We start from the raw sequence: 17645 nt of genomic DNA, 5'->3' as shown, positions 1-17645 counted from the left end.
GCGGTGTCCGTGTCGTAGCGCAGTCCGCTGACGATGATGCTGCCCGCGCCATCGACCCCGCCGATGCCGGCCGCATCGGCGGTGCTCACGCCGGTGCCGCCGGAGCCCACGCCCGAGCCACTGTCGCCGCTGGAGGCCGTCGAGGTGCCGTTCGAGCCGCCGCCGGCGCCGGAGCTGCCCGAGCTGCCGCCGCCCTGGCCGTCGCCTGCTCCGCCGGCGGGGCTGCCCTCGCCACTGGGAATCAGTCCGCCAGTGAATCCCGCGCTGCCGGCACTCCCGAAAGCTGCGCCGCCGCCACCGCCTCCACCGCCGCCGCAAGAAAGCAGCAAGCCGATCAGCAGTGCCAAAAAGCCGTTGCGCAGCAAGGTGCTCGTCATGCCTTTCTTCGCGATCGTTTGGGGGGAGCGGGGGCCGATTTTTTAGCGTACTCGGTTGTGCCGTTTTCGTAGTAGGTGTAGATGCCGATCCTGATGCGGCCCGAAGCCGTTTTCTCGGCCTCTTCGAAGGCGCGCGTCATTTCCCGGGTCAATTCGTGATGAAGTTGGCTCCACCGCTCGCGCACGAGCTCGTGGATGCGTTCGCAGTCCTCCAGCGCAATCCCGGTTGCGAATACCGATCGTTCGAGCAAGGGCGGCTCCGCGCCGAGCGTGTTGGCCACGCTCGCGAGCAGGTGATCGCGCGTGTTGTCGCCCAGGAAGGCGAGCATCGTCTTCAAGTCCTTCGCCGGAACGAAGGCGGTGGCGTTGAGCTCGGCGCGGCCCTCGTGCTCGATCGCCATGTTCAAACGCACCAGCTCGTCGAGGATGGTACGGTGGTGCACGTTGCCACGGCTGGCGCGCCGGGCGACGGTTTCGAACGATGACGCCGGGGCTTCGGCCACGATGGGCAGGGACCGGTGCGCAGGGTCCTCGTCGATCATGTGCAGCCACAAGGTCAGGGTCTTGGCCGCGGCCGACATCCCGGTGTGCGGCAACGGATCTTCCGCTTCACGCACCATGGCAGTCACCGCCTTGCGGTTCAAGCCTGTCGTCACCGACAGCTGACTGATGTTCGGCTCGGCGCCCTTGGATTTGAGCCAAGCGCTGCGCGCTTCGTCGACCAGCACGTCGCGCAGCAGTTCCTCCAGGTGGGCATGCTTGACACCGAAGGCCAGCGCGAGCCTGACCAACGGCCGCATGACGCGTGCGCAAGCCGAGAGGACCCAGGAGAGTTGGCCTTCTGTCGTCTGCGTCATCTGTCGCAGATCGATCGACGCCGGGCTTGATCACGCTTGGCGTCTTTCGATCCAGTGGGTTTCGTGGCCATGAAGTCTGTCTCCCAGCGCTGCAGCCTGTTGAAGCCTCTCTCTATTGCGAGGCGTGTCAGGAACCCACAAGCCGCCGTTGACCTGGGTAGGAGCTTCCTGCAGCACCTTGTCAGTCCAGCGCAGCCTGATCTCGAACAGCGCGCGCAAGGTTTGGTGCGACACGTGGATCCTTGGACGGGGTGAGATGGGCGTTAACACCCAGTTACCAACTGGACCAGCGACATCCGCCGAAGTCTTACAAAAGTCCTCGCCACTATAAGACAAGAGTAGTACAAATGTGAAGCCTTCACATTTGCCGCGCCGTCGAAGGAGAGCGAGATGTCAAAGTCTGTCACACGCAGAAAGGGCCCGCTAGCGAGGAAGAGGCGCCGTCTTGCTGCACTGCGGCACCGCGGCGCGCGGGCACGAAGGTCCATCGAACCTTGCGAGCGGAGTGCCCGCAGGGCAAGGGCTGCGGCGGTGCGGGTCCGCAAGGCAGTTCAGGGCCGCATCGTTCGAGCGTTCCGAAAGCAGATCGAAGGTTCGGGCGCCGGTCCCGACGACACCGACCTACTGATGTTTGCAAGGATCGCCGTCGCCGAACACCGATTGGGGCGAAGCCTGGCTCAAGCCAAAGCGCAACGCTACCGCGGCGCGCGGGCGCACACCGAACCCGCAACCGTCCTTCGTCCAGGAGCGCATCAATGACAGCCGCTGCCGTTTTTGTTGCCGAGACTAAGAGTCCCTCTTCGAGCGTTGCCTTCGGCAACCTCATCGATCTCGCAAGATTGCAAGCAGGCACCTCGGCGGAAATCTGTGAGGCCTGCAGCACCATCAACACGGGCTCCGCACACATCTGCAAATGCTGCTCTCACAAGCTGCCTGCGTTCTATGCAGCCAGCAAGAATTCGGGCGAACAGGTACCGCCGCCGAAGCCGCCGCGTGGCCTCTCAAAGTGGGCATGGGCCATGGACTTCGTGGCGTTCTGGGTCGTGATCAATTCGCTCGTGATCATCACGAAGTTCATCCCTATTCCGTAGCGCCCCAAGCGCTGCTGTCCTGTCCGGGGAAATGCCGGTATGACGAAGTTCTGCGAGTCGTGCCACACGCCCAACAGGGAGCGCGCCAGGTACTGCTGCGGCTGTGCCGGCAAGTTTTCGGGCATTCGCTCGGGCACGACGACCTTCGACACTACCGTCAGCGAGCCGCGCTGGCTGCAAACGGCTTCGCCCTCTTTGTTGCCATTGAACGCTGCTGTTCTGAAGCAGAAAAGTCAGCGCGCGCCGAGACGCATCGGCTTTATCCCCGTGCCGCACGGCGTCGACGTCTCCATCGTCTGGCTGTTGATCGTCCTGGCGCTGTTGCATGGAGCCTTCGTCTTCTGGTACTTGGGCCGCTCTGCGATGAGCGGCCCGACGCTTTCGAGCGCGATCTCGTCTCTGCTGCAGTCGGCCAACCTGCCCACGGAACGAACAGAAGCGCCTCCGTCGCAATCGCCCCTCGTGCCGGTGGGCCTGTCGACGGCAACCTCTCCCCCGCCTTCTGCCGGCTCTGTGAACCGCGCGGCGAAAGCTGTTCCCCAGCCGCCTGCAGCCTCTGTGGATCAGACGATGGCCACTGCTGCGCCGCCGGCGGCGCCTGCGGACCAAACAGTGGTGGTCACTCAATCGGCCGCGCCGGCAACGGAAGGCGCAAAGCAGCCCGAATCGCCGCACACTCCATCAAGCGTGCCTGCCCAGGATGCACCGACTGACTCGGTCGCCCAAGACGACCTCGCTCCGCAGCAGGCTCCAACAACCGTGATGACGGTCCGCATTTCGCCTAGATCGGCGCGTGTCGCACCGACGCCGACACCGGGGCCGGTGCCAAGAGTGCAACAACCCCCAGAGCCCAGAACTGCCAGGACAGACGCGTTCGAAGCCAAGGCTGCCACCCCGGCCACTTCGGCACCGGCACCGGCACCGGCACCGGCACCGGCACCTGCCGTGGCGCTGGTGAGGCCGCCTGCTGCTGAAACGCATCCCAGCGTCGGCGACGCGCGTCCATTGGCGCGTCCAGATACACGGTTCCAAGCCGCCGCTCCTCCTGCGGCACCAAGAAGCTCGGCCGCATGCGACCGGTACAACCCCTTTGGGGAGGCGCCTTGCTTCAACACCAGGAACGCAAGTCAGTTGGTGCGATCGCCCCTGGTCGGGGGCTCAGGGTCACCTCCGGGGGCGACCGGTTTTTCTGGCGCGGCCAACTCAGCTGTGATCTCCAAAGGTTCGGGCGGAGGCGGGACCGTTGGAATAGCCAGCGCAGACCCGGGTGGTAGCGGCGCCGGCGGCGGAGGTGCTGGTGTTGGCGCAGGCGCTGCTGGTGCAGGTGGCGGCGGTGCAGGTGGCGGCGGTGCAGGCGGCGGCGGTGCAGGCGGCGGCGGTGCAGGCGGCGGCGGTGCAGGTGGCGGCGGTGCAGGTGGCGGCGGTGCAGGTGGCGGCGGCGCAGGCGGCGGCGGCGCAGGTGGCGGCGGTGCAGGTGGTGGCGGTGCAGGTGGTGGTGGCGCAGGCGGTGGTGGCGCAGGCGGCGGCGGCGCAGGCGGCGGCGGTGCAGGCGGCGGCGGTGCAGGCGGTGGCGGTGCAGGCGGTGGTGGTGCAGGCGGTGGTGGTGCAGGCGGTGGCGGTGCAGGCGGTGGTGGTCCCGGCGGTGGCGGTGGTGGTCCCGGCGGTGGCGGTGGTGGTCCCGGCGGTGGCGGTGGTGGTCCCGGCGGCGGCGGTGGCGGTCCCGGCGGCGGCGGTGGCGGTCCCGGCGGTGGTGGTGGGCCTGGCAGATAAGGGCCAGCAGAAGCGACCGTCGCGCCCAGCTCCACAGGTTCCGCAGGATGAATCGTGCGCCGGACCGACCAAGTAGGCGGCGTCCTGCGGGGTGCACCGAACCCATCCGATGCGGTTGCACTGGAGGAAGGTCGAGTTCGGGAAAGCCGGAAACGGACACCCCGAACGCGCGGAGGCCCTGCCCAGAGACGAAAGTCCGGGCAGGGCTTCTTGTAGCGAACCTAGCTCCACAGGCCACAGCTCGGGCCGGTCAAGGACCGTGTTGGACTGCAATCATTCAGCCGTCAGGGCGTCAAGTCACGATCTCCCAATGGACCGCGTCCTGACGAAATGTGGCGCACTGGAGCACGCGTCGAAGCTTGTCGATTGAATGCGCGCCGCAGCCACCAAGTGGGCGGCAAACCAGGCAACTGAGCAAGTGATGGCAGCGCGGAACTCGGCGCCAGGCCTCCCGGTAGTCGCGACTGCAGCCTTTGAGCTCATGGTGCCTATTTCGCCTTCAGGTAGGCACGAACCTTGGGCGCGCCATGCGCGGCTCAACTTACCCTCCGCGAGCAGCGCGAGATGGCCCCGCCACGGAGAGTTCGACCTCTATCTCACCGACGACGGGCTTGCTGCCATCAACGAGCCCTGGCCTCGCCAAGAGGCAGCGTTCGAGCGATGACGGATATGCCGCTATTGACGGCGACCTCGGCTTTCACTTGGCTTGCGTCATCCGGATCTTGTCGTCGACTACCGCCGCGAGCCCGGCCAGCGTGTCCACGCTGTTCGTCTCTTCATCCGCAATAGAGATGGAGAAGCGGTCTTCGATCGCGAACACGAATTCGATCAGCGTCAGCGAATCGAATCCCTTGTCGCGCAGGGGCGCGTGTGGTTCGAGCGCTGCCGCTTCGCTGCCGTATAGCTTGAGGATCAAATCCCGAAGTTCGTTCAGCGAACTTGGGCCCGAGCTCACGTCAACCATGGTGTTGTTCAGTGACGAGTCCATGCGTATTCCCGGTCAAGTACATCTTGGCACCTATGTGAAGAGTATGTGAAAAGTTCACATCCGGCGAATATTGCCGTACATTGCGCCTGATGCGACGTAAGACAGCACGCTCTTACGTGGTGGAACACGACGAAAGGAGAAGCCAGTGTCCCGCAAATCACGTGCACTCATCGAGATCAGGCTGCGCCGTTCGAACGATCTGGTCCAGCAAGAGGCTGTGGCCGTTGTCCATGAGCTGTGGCGGCCGGACACACCCCACAACCGGGAAAAATTGGCCTTCGTTGCACACCAGGGAAATCGTCTCTTTGGTAACGATACCCACTGGGTCGAACGACGATTGGCTTGACCGTGGTTCGCGCCATTCCATGCCCGTGACCTCATCCTAGAGGTGATCCGGCGGCTGCCGCCGGCAGCTGACTCTTGGTACAGCGTTGCCCCAACTCCGAGTTGCAGCTCGTGCAGCTTCCCAGGGAGATCAATATGAACAATGAGATTATTCAGAGGAAATTCGACTATCGAGGCGCGGTCATCACCATCGAGGTGACTGGTGATGGCGAGCAGATTTCCGCGCATGCCGATGTCCATCGGGGCGGCGAGTTCGCGGGCCGGGTCGCGTTGACCACGAGCCAGGCCGAACGGGAGATCATTTTTGACAAGCTCGACTGCAAGGCGAAGAAGCTCGTCGACGGGCTCTTGGTGGCCAACAAGCGGGATGCGACGACAGCCAGCGGCCATTGGCTGCAGTAGATGGCCTCTTTCCATAGCGGCGCATGGTCATCCTCGTCCGCACGGCCTCATGGACTGACAAGACGCTGATCGACTGCGGGCGCTTCTATCTGGGCCGAGCGCACGCCTGACGGCTCGTCTTCGCGACGTGAAGCCAGACGCTGAACTACCGCAGCACGCCATCCGAGCTCCGCGCCGAGCTTTGGCGGAAGGTTCGAGACGCGATCGCGCCGCTCAAGGCCGCCAAGCTCCGCCTGGTTCATTCCGTTCCCGCCCAGGCTGATGTGCAATCAAGAGGGCCGCGACCATGTGCTGGAGGGAATGACGTTGAGAGTTCACGGCGAAGGTCGGCATCTTCAGGTGCGTTCGAGAATTTCCCAGCCGGCATCCAAGGCCAGGGCGCGCAGGCGCTCGTCGGGGCACACCGCCACCGGATCCGAGACCGCGCCCAGGAGCGGCAGGTCGCTGATCGAGTCGGAATAGAACCACGATCGCTCGAGCGCCTCGAGCGACAAGCCTCGCGTTGTCAGAAAGCGCTTCACGTGCATCAGCTTGTGGACGCCGAAGCACGGGTCGCCGTCGATCGCCCCGTCGAGCGCGTCGTTGACGACCCGCGACTGCGTCGCCAGCACGTCGGCAACGCCGAACAGCCGGCCAAAGGGCTCGGCGATGAGCCAGGTGGTGGCGGTCACGATGGCGCAGAGGTGGCCGGCGGCCTGGTGCTGGCGCACCAGCGCACGCATCGCCTCGGGCACCTGCGGCGCCATCTCGGCCTCGAACTCGCTCGCCCATTGCCGCAGCACGGCGAGGCCGAAGCGCGCCAGCGGCGCGACGCTGATGCGATGCAGCTCGCGAATGTCCAGCGTGCCGGCCACGTACTGCTGGCAATAGCCCAGGTAGACCGACTCCGCATGCGCCGGCAGGACGCCGCGCGCGATCAGGAAGCGCGTCCAGGCCATGCCGCTGTCGAACGGAATCAAGGTGTGGTCGAGATCGAACAGCGCCAGCTTCATTGCGGGGCCGGGAGTCGAACGCGCGCGCCTCACGCGGCCGAAGCCTCATGCGCCTGGAGCTGGAGCTGCGCCGGCAGCGCGCCGCGCAGCGCGTTGCACACCACGAGCGCCTGCGCCGCCTGCAGGTCTTCCCGGCGCAGCGTGCGTTCGGCCGCCTGCCACGCGGGATCTTCGAGCAGCACCTCGCGCATGACGCCGGGCAGCGCGCCATCGGCGACCGGCGGCGTCCACCAGCGCCCTTCGATGCGCGCGAACAGCGTGCTGCGTCCGCCTTCGGCGAGCCGGCCGTCGGCCGTGAAGAACACGCTGTCGAAGGCGCCGGCGCGTTCCGCGGCACGCACGCCGGCGTCGTAGTGCCGGCGCAATGTGGTCTTGTGCGCAGCCAACGGGTTCCCATCGGGCAATCGTTCGTCTGCAATCAGCAGCTTCACCGCGCCGCCGGCGAGGGGCGCCAGCGGCGCGTGCGTGAGGTGAAGCCGCCCGTCATGCGCCAGCGCCAGGCGCAGGCGCGAGGGTTGCCCCGGCGCGAGCGCCGGCAACGCTTCGCGCAAGGCCGCGAGCGCCGCGTCGCGGTCGAACGCGAAGCCCAACGAGCGGGCGCTGCGCGCCAGCCGCGCCAGGTGCCGCTCCAGGTGCCGGATGCCTTCACGCCGCGTGGCATGCATGGTTTCGAACAGTTCGAAGCCCGGATCGAGGGCGGTGAGAAAGCGCGCCTTGAGCAGGCACTCCTCGAACTCGTCGGCGGCGCGGCTGTCCTGCACGATGCCGGCGCCGATGCCCAGCCGCAGCGGCCGCGAATGCCCGGCCTCGGCGCCGAGCGTCAGGGTGCGGATCGCTACCGACAGGCAGAAGTCACCGATGCGCGCGCCGTGCGCCGGCGCATCGACCCAACCGATGGCACCGCAGTAGAGCCCGCGCGGCGTGCTCTCCAGCGCGGCGATCCATTCCATCGTGCGGTGCTTGGGTGCGCCGGTGATGGAACCGCAGGGAAACACAGCGCGCAGCAGCTCGGGCATGCCGACCTCGGCGCGCAGCCTCGCCTGCACGGTCGAGGTCATCTGGAACACCGTGGCGTAGGGTTCGACGGCGAACAGCGCCGGCACCTTCACCGAACCGATGCGCGCCACGCGGCCGATGTCGTTGCGCAGCAGGTCGACGATCATCACGTTCTCGGCGCGGTTCTTGGGGTCCACCGACAGCAGGCGCGCCATCTCGCTGTCGCCCTCGGGCGCGCCGCCGCGCGCCGCCGTGCCTTTCATCGGACGCGCTGTCAGCACGCCGGCATCGTGGCGCAGGAAGAGTTCGGGCGAGCACGAGAGCACGTGCGTGACATCGCCCTCCTCTTCCTTCTCGCTCTGCGGCAAGGCGATCAGCGCGCCGTAGGCCACGGGCTGGCGCGCGCGCAGCCGCCGGTACAGGCTCACGGGCGAACCGTAGCTTCGGCCCTGCAGGCGGTAGGTGAAGTTGACCTGGTAGGTCTCGCCCGCCCGGATGGCGGCGTGAATGCGCGCGATGGCATCGGTGAAGGCGGCTTCGTCGATGCTGGACACGAGCTCCATCACGCCGGCGGCCTGCGGCTCGCCGGCTTCGGACGATTCGCTCTGTTCGCGCTCCGCGAGCCAGGTGGCGACCTCGTCGGCCGAGAGCCTCGCGCATTGGCGAAACATCAGCACCCGCAGCGCCGAAGCATCTTCCGATGCGAGCCGCGCCTGCCCGGCATGCAGCAGCTTGGCACCCCACTCGTAATCGGCCAGAAGGACCGCGTGCAGGCCCTGCCGCAGATCGGCATCGACCTGGTCCCACACGGTGTCGAGACTCGCTGGGTCGGTGCAACGGTGCTGGCGGACATAGCCGGTGTACAGCCGGCTGGTCGGCCGCTCGCGCGTCGAGGCGCAGTCGTCGAGCAGCGCGAAGCTGAGACAGTCCCTAGGCATTCAGCTCCAGTCGTCCATGTCGTGCTTGATCCGGTGGCGATTGGCGATCAGTTCGTCCACGGTGGGCTCGTTGTTCAACGCGCGCCGGATCGCGAGCTTGGTGGCCTCGTAGTTGGTGCGGTACATGTCTTTCTTGTCGAGATTGTCGTCCCTGGCGCATCGCGGATCGATCCACACCAGGCTGATGATGCACAGCTCGTTGGCCAGGTCCTTGGGAATGATGCCCTCGATCAGGCAATCGACCACCGCGTCAGCGGTCGCGCTCTGCACCACCCCGCCGAAGAGCTCGATGTTGGCCGAATCCTTGAGCGTGACCTTGGGCACCATGATGGTGGCCGGTCGCACGAGCTGGTTGCAGGCGCGGATCGCGAACATCGCCGTGTGACCCTTGCTCTGCGCCATCATGCCGGCGAAGGCGGCGCCCACCGGCCCGTCGACAAGGCCGATCAGGATCTCCGGCATGGCATCGGTGAACTGGCCGTCCTTGGCGAGTACGGTGGCCTCGCCGGCGTGGAAGAGATGGGGATGCGTCACAAAGACTCCAGATGTTAGAAGAGCCGTGGGTCACGGGTTCACGTAGATCAGCTCGCCCTTGCCATCGGCTGCGAGATCGCCCAGATGGCGCTCGATGCGGCGCGCTGGCAGTTCGCCGAAAGCTCCGCCATGACGCGCCAGATCGCGCGCCAGCAAAGCCCAGAACACGGGGGTCGCGGCGCGATTCGCCACGAAGGTCGGCATCGTCTCGACGCCGATCGGCACGGCCGCGCCGGGCCCCGCAAACACCACGCTGCCGCGACGCATGCCATGGCCCGCATGGGCACCGACACGGCCACCCACGGCGATGGTGCCCGCGACCATGCGCGAACCGAGGAAAGCCCCCACGTCGCCATGGACCAGGGCGGTGCCGCGCCGCATGCGGTCGCCGAAGCGCTCGCCCGCATTGCCGCGGACGACAAAGGTGCCGCCGCGCATGCCGTCCATGCTGCCGGGCAAGATGCTGGCGGCGAAGTCGCCGACATCGCCCTCGACGGTGAGCGTGCCGCCCGCCATTTCGCAAGCAGCCAGCAGGCCTGCGCGGCCCTCGATCTGCAGCTCGCCCGCGCGCATGCAGCCGCCCGCATAGTCGCCGGCATGGCCCTCGACGCGAATGCGGCCGCTGTCCATCTGCCAGCCGATGCGGTCGAAGCGTTCGAGACTGCCTTCGAAATGCAGCACGCCCTCCTCGCGCGGCGCGATGTCGAAGAGTTCCGCCAACGCCAGCGTCGTGTTGCCATGGCCGACGTGCAGCCGCTCGACCTGCTCGATCGGGAGCCCTGCAAGCACGGCGGGCGTGATGCCGCGCAGATCGACGCGCAGCGCAGGCGCCTGCCGCAGCCTGAAATGCCACCCGCTCATTGGTCATCTCCCGCGGCGAGCAGCCTGCGCAGATGGAAGTGGAACGGACCCAGCTTGCCGCCGTAGTTGCCGGCGGAAATGCGCAGCAGTCCGCCGGGCTGTCCGATCGCCACGGCGGCCTCCATGCCCACGCGCATGGCCGCGCCCACGTCGGCCTCCGTCAGGCCATCGATCACGATCTCCATCACGCAACCGATCTGCTGCACCGGCCCGCCGCGCGCCAGTTCGCTATGCGCCACCAAACCTACCAAGGTGGGGCAAAAGGCGTCGTTGGTCGACGCGCTGAGCGCCGGGTACTTGCTGCCGACCTTGGAGCCCGAGCGCACCACGCCGCCGGGGAAGGGCATGATGACGTTGGGCAGCTGCTTCATCGCCGCCACCGCGGCCTCGGCCACGGCCAAGGCCGCATCGGTATCGCGCGCCAGCAGCAGCAGGTTGCCGCCGCCGACGGCCTTGACCACCGCCGTGGTTTCCTGCGCGACGAACTCGCCGTCCATCACCGGCACGCGCCAGTAGCGAACACCGGCGATCACCTTGCTGGTCTGCCAGCCGTCGCCGAAGAAGCGCAGGTTCTTGCCCAGGGCCACGGCTTCGCCCTCCGCGATGCCGGCGAACACCGCCGTCGTCGGGCAGGTCAGCACACATTGGCCGACACGGCGTTCGATCTGCTTCGCCAGCTCCTTGCCCGACATCGAGAAGATCAGCACCGCAATGCCCGGCCGGCCATCGGGCGTTTCCTCGGGCGCCAGTTCGCGCTCGATGCCGGCTTCGCAGCCGCAGGCGATCACCGAAGTCGCGAAGCCGGTGGCCGACACCGCCGCGTGGTGCGCCCAGACGGGGTTGTGCGCCGTGATGACGATGCGCGTGGCCTTCATCGGGAATGCCTCGGCGAAGCCGTCGTCGATCGCGACGCCGTTGACGATCATGAGGTCCCCTCGAAACAGGCCGCCGGCAGCAGGCTCCCACCGTTGCAGCATCGGCACAGTTCGTCGTGGCCGATCGCGAGGTGATCGAAGTTGACCGACCCTTGCGCGGCGAGGTGCCGGCGCAGCCGTTGCTCGATGCCGCGGTCGTACTCCGGCGCGACGAAGTGGGTGCCGCCCACGGGCACCGCCGTCACGCGGCCGGCGCGCGATACCAGGACGCCGTCCTTGAACACGTACGCGGGCGTCGCGAACATGGCCTCGCGGTTGCCGTCCTCGCGGTACACCGCGATGTCGGCTGCCGCGCCCGCGCCCAGGTGGCCGCGGTCGCGCAGGCCCAGCAGGCGGGCGGGACCGGCGCGCGTCATGATCGCAATCTCGTAGAGCGACAACTCGCGCGTGATCGAGCGCAGCGCGGCGTGCGCAGCCACCTCGGGATGCAGCTTGGCCAGTTGCTCCTCCCGAAAGCTGCGGTCCATCAGCAGGCGGATCAGGTGCGGATAGCTGGTGAACGGGCCGCCGTTGGGATGGTCGGTGGTCAGCACCACGCGCCATGGGTCGTCGACCAGCAGGAAGATCTCCAGCCCGATCACCCACTGCAGCGCATTCACGTAGCTCTGCTCGCGATACCGGAAGGGCACTACGCCACAGCCTGCCTCGCATTCGATGTCGGCACCGATCCATTTGCGTGGATCGGCCAGGCCCGACTGCGCGTGCTGCCGCATGGTGTCGCCGGAGGCCGTGACGGTCTGCCCGAACATGATCTGCCCGACGTCGATGCTGACGTTCTTGTGCGCGTTCACCGCCTCCGCGAGTTGCAGGGCGGCCGAGGAGAACTTCTTCGGCCCCTCGGTGCCATAGGCATGGAACTGGATGTGCGTCAGGTGTCCGGGCAAGCCCTCCAGCGCAGCGATGGTGTCCAGCGTGGACTGGATATTGCCGGCCACCCCGAGGTTGCTGCCGTGGATGTGCAGCGGATGCGGCACCCCCAGCTCGCGCAGCGCGCGCGCCAGCGTGTGCACCACCTGCCTGGGCGTGATCTGCCAGTGCACGTGGTTCTCGTCGACGTCGAGCTTGCGCTGGTTGAACTTGAAGGCCGAGATGCCGCCGGGGTTCACCACCTTCACGCCCATCGCCTTGCTGGCGTTGATGGTCCAGCCGGCGTAGTCGCGGATGCGTTCGAAATCCCAGCGCTCGGCCAGCATGCGCAGGAACAGCTCGTCGTTGCCGAGCATCACGTAGGCGCCATGGTCGAGGATCGGCGTGTCGCCCATTTCCATGTGCGTATGGCGCGCATTGCAGGCCATCATGGCTGGCTCGAAGGCGGCCGTGTAGCCCATCTCGACGTAGCGGTAGCCGGTGGCCAGCGTGCCTGGCGTGCAGGTGCCGCAGGAGGCCATCTCGAGCGAGTTGTCGGGCAGCGCAAGAGGGTTGGCGTTGGCCCGATGGTCTTCCGGCATCAGCATGCGCGCGAGATTGACCTTGCCGCCGCCGATGTGGGTGTGCATGTCGATGCCGCCGGCCATCACGATGCAGCCGCTCGCGTCGATGTCCTCGGTCGCGGCGCCATGCGGCGCCGGCTCGACGATGCGGCCCTCGCGCACATGAAGATCGCGCACCTCGTCGCACCCGTTCGCCGGATCGATGACGCGGCCGCCGCGCAGGCAAAGGGTCGTCACTGCGCAAGCCCTCGCCTCAGTGCCTGTACCGACTGGGTCAGGCGCCGGACGACGTCGCTCACGCTGGGCAGCCCGTCGTCGTACAGCGGCCGCAACGGCAGCAGGACCGAGCCGTCGGTGCGGAAGAGATGGCCGCCGGACCCGATGCCCGGCGTCGACACGGGGATGAACACCAGCTCGCGGGGAGGCATCGCTTCCTGCTGCAGCCGCATCTGCGGATGGCCCAGGACGATGCGCGGCAGGTCCACCGGCGGCGGCCCGGGTTCGGGGCCGAAGCTCGACACCCACAGCAGCGTGTCCACCGCGCCAACGGCCAGCAAGCGCTCCGCATCGAAGCACAGCGGCTCATGCTCGAGTCCCGCAGGCCCGGCACGCGAGCGCAAAGGCAGGCCGGACAGCCAGGCGAACACCTGGTTCACGGTCGCGGCGCCGTCGTCGCCGCCCAGCGACAGCGAGGCCGCGCGCGTGCTGCGGTTGAGTGTGGCGACGATGCGCTGGATGCCTTCGACGATCAGCGCGCCGTGGGCGGGCAGGCATCCGGGCTCGTACACCAGCACCGCATAGCGGGCTGCATGCAGACGCTCCGACAGTGCTGCGAGGTCGGCCGGCACGCGCGCATCGTCCGCAGCGAGACGGCCGGCCACGAGCGCCGCGAGCAGCGCCACGGTGTCGAACAGATCGCCGTGCAGCGGCAGGATCTCGGTGCGCGCGCCCTCCGGCCCGCCCACGCCGCAGCGGCGGAAGAATTCCGGATAGCGCGGCGTGGGCTCCCCGGTCATGCAGACGATGAGGTCGGCCCGGGTCCTCACTTCGGCCAGCGTGGTCGAGAAGCCGCCGCGATCCTGCAGCGCGCGCAGGCCGTGCATCAGCGCCGGTCCGCGGGCCGGGTCGCAGATGGCACCCGTTTCGCAGGCCAGCGCATAGAGTGCCCGGGCGCCCGCGACATCGGTGCCGAGGCCGCCGAACAAGGGCTGGCGGCTGGCCGCGAGCAAGGATGCGGCGGCGGCCAGCGCGGTATCGAGATCGCAGTCGCGGCCGTCGACCCGCGGCCGCTCGGTTGCGGCCGCGCCGCCGAATGCGGCCAGCGCACTGCGCGCGCGCGGGCACTCGCTGCCGGTCAGCCTGGGCGGCGTGCCGGGCGGCCCGAGCTCCACGCCGAAGCTGTCACACAACAAGGGGCAGAAAGGACAGGTCCACGGGGCTTGGCCGGGCTGCGCGCTTGCGTCGACTGGAGTCATGGGCAGGCACCCACGCAAAGCACGTGCCATTCACCCGCCAGGCGAGCCGTGCCTGGCCGAAGCCCGGCTGACACACGCGTTATGAGACAGAGTGTTGCGCTTTCGGGCGGTCAATGCGCGCCGGCAAGCGCCGATGGCAGGGCGCGCGAGCCGCTCGCGGGATGGCACGGTTCGTGTGTGCAGGGCGCTGATGGCATGCCCCCGAACCTTCCTCCCACCGGGCGTCCTCGGTTCAGCGCCGCATCCGCGGCAGCTGCAGGTCGTGCAGCGCGCTGGCCACGAGCCAGGCATCGGCGCCCGCCGCGCTGGCGCGCGCCAGGTCGTCCTCGCTGCGGATGCCGCCCGCACCGATCAGCATGGCGCGTGGCGCCAGGCGGCGCACCTCCTGCAAGGTCTCCAGGTCCGGCCCGGCGCCGGAGCCGACGCGCTCGAGCGTCATCACGATCAGCCGCTGCGGCCACAACTCCACCGCGTCCCAGCAGCCGGCGGCGTCGAGGCGCTGGCCGTCGCGCCGGTCCAGCGACAGCGCGGCCCGGACTTCGTCTTCACCGGCGCCGTTGCCGAAGCAGCGCGCCAGCGCCTCGCGCGAACGCAGGGATTCGCTGCCATACACGAACACGATGCGCGAGGCGAACGGTGCCAGCTGGCGGCGCAATGCCTGGCCGGCCGATGCATCCGCCAAGCCCGCGTCCAGCCAGAGCTCGATCTCGGGCAGCGCCTGCAGCAGATCGACCAGCACCGCAATCTGCGTGGCCCGGCCCTGCAAGGCATCGAGGTCGGCCACGTACAACTGCCGCGCCGCACAGTGATCGCACAGGATGCGCGCCACCGTCACCGGATCGCTGCTGGCGCACAGCGCCGACACGATCGGCCGGTACGCTTGCCGGTCGCCGCGCACGGCACGCACCACCTGGCCTTGCAGCAGGTCGATGACGGGGATCAGGTTCAATTCGGAGATCATGGGTAAGCACCCGGAAGGAGGATGGAAATGACGACACGCGTGTTTGTTTACGAGTATCTCAGCGGCGGAGGCTGGACCGACTACGGCGATGACGCGGCGGCCGACGAGCTGCTGCCGCTGGGGCTGTCGATGCGCGATGCCATGGTCGCAGACCTGATGCGCGTTCGCGATTGTTCCGTGTCGGCGGCCACCTGCGTCCCCGTGAACACCCTGCCCGCCCACGCCGCGCCGCTGCGTCCGCTCGCGGGCGAATCGGCCTTCGCCTTCGTGGCGCGGCAGAGTGCGCTGCACGACATGGTCTGGCTGGTCGCGCCCGAGACGGACGGCCTGCTGGCGCGCTTCCAGCGCATCGTGGGCGATGCGCGCTGGCTGGGCTGCAGCGCCGAAGCCATCGAACTCACCGCCGGCAAACACGCCACGCTCGTGCACCTGGCCGCGCACGGCGTGACGACACCACTGGCCTTCGAGCATGCGCCCGAGATCGAGCGCTGGGTGGTCAAACCCGACGACGGCGCGGGCGGCGTGGCCACCCACGTGCACACCCGCCGCGCGGCTGCGCTCGAGGACCAGGCCCGGCGCGCGCAGGCCGGCGCGGCCGTCACGCTCGAGCCCTGGGTCGAAGGCGAGGCCCTGAGCCTGTCGCTGCTGTGCACAGAGCAGAATGCCGAGATGCTGAGCGTCAACCGCCAGCGCATCGCGATCGATGCGCAAGGCAGACTTTGCTTCGAAGGCGTGACGGTCGATGCGCTGGGCCGCGACGATCCGCGCACGCGTCCCCTGGCCGCCTTGGCCATGCAGGTGGCGCGCGCCATCCCGGGCCTGCGCGGTTTCGCCGGCATCGACCTGGTCTGGCATCCGCAGCGCGGGCCGGTGGTGATCGAGGTCAATCCACGCGTCACCTGCGCCTATGTCGGGCTCTCGGCGGCGTTGGGCCGCAACCTGGCGGCTGAACTGGTGGCGAGCCGCTTGCACGGCGACACCCAGGATCGGGAACTTGCGCGTGCCCACGTCTGAACGCACCACCATCGGGTGGGACATCGGCGGCGCACACGTCAAGGCCTGCCTGCTGCAAGGCGGCGAGGTCGTCGACGTGGCGCAATGGGGTTGCCCTCTCTGGCAGGGCCTGGACCATCTGGTGCGCGCATTGCAAGCCGCGCGCACGCGCTGGCCCGCGCTCGAGGCCGCGCAGCATGCCGTGACCATGACGGGCGAGATGGTCGATCTGTTCCCCGACCGCGAGGACGGCGTTCGAAGCATTGCCGCCACGCTGGCGGCCGCGCTGCCGGTTCCGCCGAGCGCGCTTCATTTCTTTGCCGGCGACGCCGGCTGGTGCGCCGCCGCGGAGGTTGCCAGGCAATGGGAGTGCGTTGCCTCGGCCAACTGGCTCGCGACGGCGCGGCATGCCGCGCTCACGCTGCCGGAGGGCGTGCTGGTCGACATCGGCAGCACGACCACCGACCTGATCGCGTTCGGCAACGCTCGCGTGCTGACCGCGAGCCGCAGCGACGCCGAACGCCTGGTGAGCGGCGAGCTGGCCTACCACGGCGTGGTGCGCACACCCCTGTGCGCACTGACCCAGCGCATCACATGGCGCGGCCATGCGCGCCATGTGATGAACGAATTCTTCGCCACGACCGCCGACGTCTACCGGCTCAGCGGCGAGCTGGATCCGGCGCACGACCTGCACCCGAGCGCCGACAACGCCGCCAAGAGCCTGCCGGCGACGCGCCAGCGTCTCGCACGCATGGTGGGACTGGACGAACGCGATGCCGCCGCCGATGAATGGCTCGATCTGGCACGGGCTTGGCGCAGCGCTCAGCTCGAAGCACTGGCCGCGCAGTTGCGCCGCGTGCTGGCCGCGCATGCGCTCTCCCGTGAAGCCGTGATCGTCAGCGCGGGCTGCGGCGCCTTCCTGGTGCCCGAGCTCGCAGCCGCCGAAGCGGCCCCGCGACGGCTCGCCGCCTATGGCAGCGATGTAGCCAAGGTGGCCCGCCAGGCGGCGGCGGGCACCGCGGGCTGGGCGCAAGTGTGCGCTCCGAGTGTCGCGGTGGCGGCGCTGTTCGAACGGGAGCACGACTGATGTGGGTCGTCAAGATCGGCGGCAGCCTCTGTGCCGACCCGGTGCTGCTGGAGTGGCTGGATCTGCTCACGCAGATCGGCGGCGGCCGCGTGACGATCGTCTGCGGCGGCGGCAGCTTCGCCGACGAAGTGCGACGCGTCCAGGCGCACTGGCAGTTCGATGACCTGGCCGCCCACAACATGGCGGTGCTGGCGATGGCGCAGACCGCCTACCAGTTGCACGCGCTGAATCCCACACTGCAACTGGCCGCGCGCAGGACCGACATCCCCGATCTGCTGCACCAGGGAAAGACCGCGCTGTGGCTGCCCCTCGAGCTGCGGCGCGACCAGCCGGACGCACGCACCGGTTGGGACGCCACCTCCGACACCATCGCGCTGGACCTGGCGAAGCACCTCAACGCCGAGCAGCTGGTGATGGTCAAGTCCTGCGCCATCGACCCGGGGCTGACACTGGCCGAGCTGGGTGATACCGGTGTGGTCGACCCGCAATTTGCCGAGCTGTCCGACGACGCAGCCTTCCCGATCACCTTGCTTCACAAGAGCCAGGTGGCGACCATGCGCGCGCTGCTGCTGGGCGAAGCCACCTACGCTGCGCGCTGAGCGCCGGCGCAGGA

At 68.2% G+C, this 17645-nt stretch carries 18 protein-coding genes and 1 pseudogene; 7 read left to right on the top strand and 12 right to left on the bottom strand.

Translation table 11 applies throughout. The features are described from left to right. From BLS74_RS31825 to BLS74_RS34170, 3 genes and pseudogenes are all read right to left on the bottom strand, one after another. Positions 1 to 377: pseudogene (locus BLS74_RS31825) on the bottom strand (hypothetical protein); the annotation flags it as partial. After that, entirely contained in the window at positions 374 to 1234 is an 861-nt protein-coding gene (locus tag BLS74_RS31820; protein ID WP_093111731.1) for a DUF6502 family protein, read from the bottom strand. The pseudogene BLS74_RS31825 and the gene BLS74_RS31820, both read right to left, overlap by 4 nt. A gap of 30 nt (positions 1235 to 1264) precedes the next feature. After that, on the bottom strand, positions 1265 to 1468 hold the full coding sequence (locus tag BLS74_RS34170) for a hypothetical protein (protein WP_139191799.1): 204 nt from the start codon (positions 1466 to 1468) through the stop codon (positions 1265 to 1267). Between the two features lie 521 nt (positions 1469 to 1989). Between BLS74_RS34170 and BLS74_RS31815 the strand changes: the two genes are divergently transcribed. Both BLS74_RS31815 and BLS74_RS31800 read left to right on the top strand, forming a co-directional pair. After that, positions 1990 to 2325 (top strand): hypothetical protein, encoded by a 336-nt coding sequence (locus tag BLS74_RS31815; RefSeq protein ID WP_093111729.1) that lies wholly within the window; start codon positions 1990 to 1992, stop codon positions 2323 to 2325. 1267 nt (positions 2326 to 3592) lie between these two features. Further along, on the top strand, positions 3593 to 4171 hold the full coding sequence (locus BLS74_RS31800) for a hypothetical protein (protein WP_170855788.1): 579 nt from the start codon (positions 3593 to 3595) through the stop codon (positions 4169 to 4171). Between the two features lie 621 nt (positions 4172 to 4792). Here the strand turns inward: BLS74_RS31800 and BLS74_RS31795 are convergent. Beyond that, on the bottom strand, positions 4793 to 5083 hold the full coding sequence (locus BLS74_RS31795) for an acyl carrier protein (RefSeq protein ID WP_244504116.1): 291 nt from the start codon (positions 5081 to 5083) through the stop codon (positions 4793 to 4795). Between the two features lie 145 nt (positions 5084 to 5228). On the opposite strand from BLS74_RS31795, the gene BLS74_RS34165 reads away from it, so the two are divergent. Next, positions 5229 to 5429, top strand: a complete 201-nt coding sequence (locus BLS74_RS34165; protein WP_139191798.1) for a hypothetical protein — start codon at positions 5229 to 5231, stop codon at positions 5427 to 5429. A gap of 134 nt (positions 5430 to 5563) precedes the next feature. Further along, on the top strand, positions 5564 to 5830 hold the full coding sequence (locus BLS74_RS31790; RefSeq protein WP_139191797.1) for a hypothetical protein: 267 nt from the start codon (positions 5564 to 5566) through the stop codon (positions 5828 to 5830). Between the two features lie 335 nt (positions 5831 to 6165). Here BLS74_RS31790 and BLS74_RS31785 read toward each other — a convergent pair whose 3' ends face one another. From BLS74_RS31785 to BLS74_RS31750, 8 genes are all read right to left on the bottom strand, one after another. Beyond that, positions 6166 to 6822 (bottom strand): HAD family hydrolase, encoded by a 657-nt coding sequence (locus BLS74_RS31785; RefSeq protein WP_093111721.1) that lies wholly within the window; start codon positions 6820 to 6822, stop codon positions 6166 to 6168. 29 nt (positions 6823 to 6851) lie between these two features. After that, positions 6852 to 8756: an aminodeoxychorismate synthase component I gene (gene pabB, locus BLS74_RS31780; protein WP_093111719.1), complete on the bottom strand. Its 1905-nt coding sequence runs from the start codon at positions 8754 to 8756 to the stop codon at positions 6852 to 6854. After that, complete coding sequence (fae, locus tag BLS74_RS31775) at positions 8757 to 9290, bottom strand: formaldehyde-activating enzyme (RefSeq protein WP_093111717.1); 534 nt, start codon at positions 9288 to 9290, stop codon at positions 8757 to 8759. Between the two features lie 30 nt (positions 9291 to 9320). Continuing rightward, positions 9321 to 10151 carry a formylmethanofuran dehydrogenase subunit C gene (locus BLS74_RS31770; protein ID WP_093111715.1) on the bottom strand — a complete coding sequence of 277 codons (831 nt, stop codon included), beginning with the start codon at positions 10149 to 10151 and terminating at the stop codon, positions 9321 to 9323. Beyond that, complete coding sequence (gene fhcD, locus BLS74_RS31765) at positions 10148 to 11077, bottom strand: formylmethanofuran--tetrahydromethanopterin N-formyltransferase (protein ID WP_093111713.1); 930 nt, start codon at positions 11075 to 11077, stop codon at positions 10148 to 10150. The genes BLS74_RS31770 and fhcD overlap by 4 nt, the downstream gene beginning before the upstream one ends. Next, complete coding sequence (locus BLS74_RS31760; protein WP_093111711.1) at positions 11074 to 12753, bottom strand: formylmethanofuran dehydrogenase subunit A; 1680 nt, start codon at positions 12751 to 12753, stop codon at positions 11074 to 11076. Before BLS74_RS31760 ends, fhcD begins: the two co-directional genes overlap by 4 nt. Beyond that, positions 12750 to 13991, bottom strand: a complete 1242-nt coding sequence (locus BLS74_RS31755; protein ID WP_093111709.1) for a molybdopterin-binding domain-containing protein — start codon at positions 13989 to 13991, stop codon at positions 12750 to 12752. Before BLS74_RS31755 ends, BLS74_RS31760 begins: the two co-directional genes overlap by 4 nt. 232 nt (positions 13992 to 14223) lie before the next feature. After that, positions 14224 to 14952 (bottom strand): HisA/HisF-related TIM barrel protein, encoded by a 729-nt coding sequence (locus BLS74_RS31750; protein WP_093111707.1) that lies wholly within the window; start codon positions 14950 to 14952, stop codon positions 14224 to 14226. A 27-nt stretch (positions 14953 to 14979) separates the two neighbouring features. Here BLS74_RS31750 and BLS74_RS31745 point away from each other — a divergent pair, with 27 nt between their 5' ends. The 3 genes from BLS74_RS31745 to BLS74_RS31735 are packed head-to-tail and all read left to right on the top strand — an operon-like array spanning position 14980 to position 17631. Next, positions 14980 to 15966: an ATP-grasp domain-containing protein gene (locus tag BLS74_RS31745; protein ID WP_093111706.1), complete on the top strand. Its 987-nt coding sequence runs from the start codon at positions 14980 to 14982 to the stop codon at positions 15964 to 15966. After that, positions 15953 to 17032: a hydantoinase/oxoprolinase family protein gene (locus BLS74_RS31740; protein WP_244504115.1), complete on the top strand. Its 1080-nt coding sequence runs from the start codon at positions 15953 to 15955 to the stop codon at positions 17030 to 17032. Before BLS74_RS31745 ends, BLS74_RS31740 begins: the two co-directional genes overlap by 14 nt. Next, positions 17032 to 17631 (top strand): amino acid kinase family protein, encoded by a 600-nt coding sequence (locus BLS74_RS31735; protein WP_093111702.1) that lies wholly within the window; start codon positions 17032 to 17034, stop codon positions 17629 to 17631. Before BLS74_RS31740 ends, BLS74_RS31735 begins: the two co-directional genes overlap by 1 nt. Positions 17632 to 17645: the final 14 nt, after the last annotated feature.

This window comes from Variovorax sp. CF079, from assembly GCF_900101545.1.
In the GTDB taxonomy this organism is placed as follows: Bacteria; Pseudomonadota; Gammaproteobacteria; order Burkholderiales; family Burkholderiaceae_C; genus Variovorax.
This window is presented reverse-complemented; position numbering and strand designations above follow the sequence as displayed.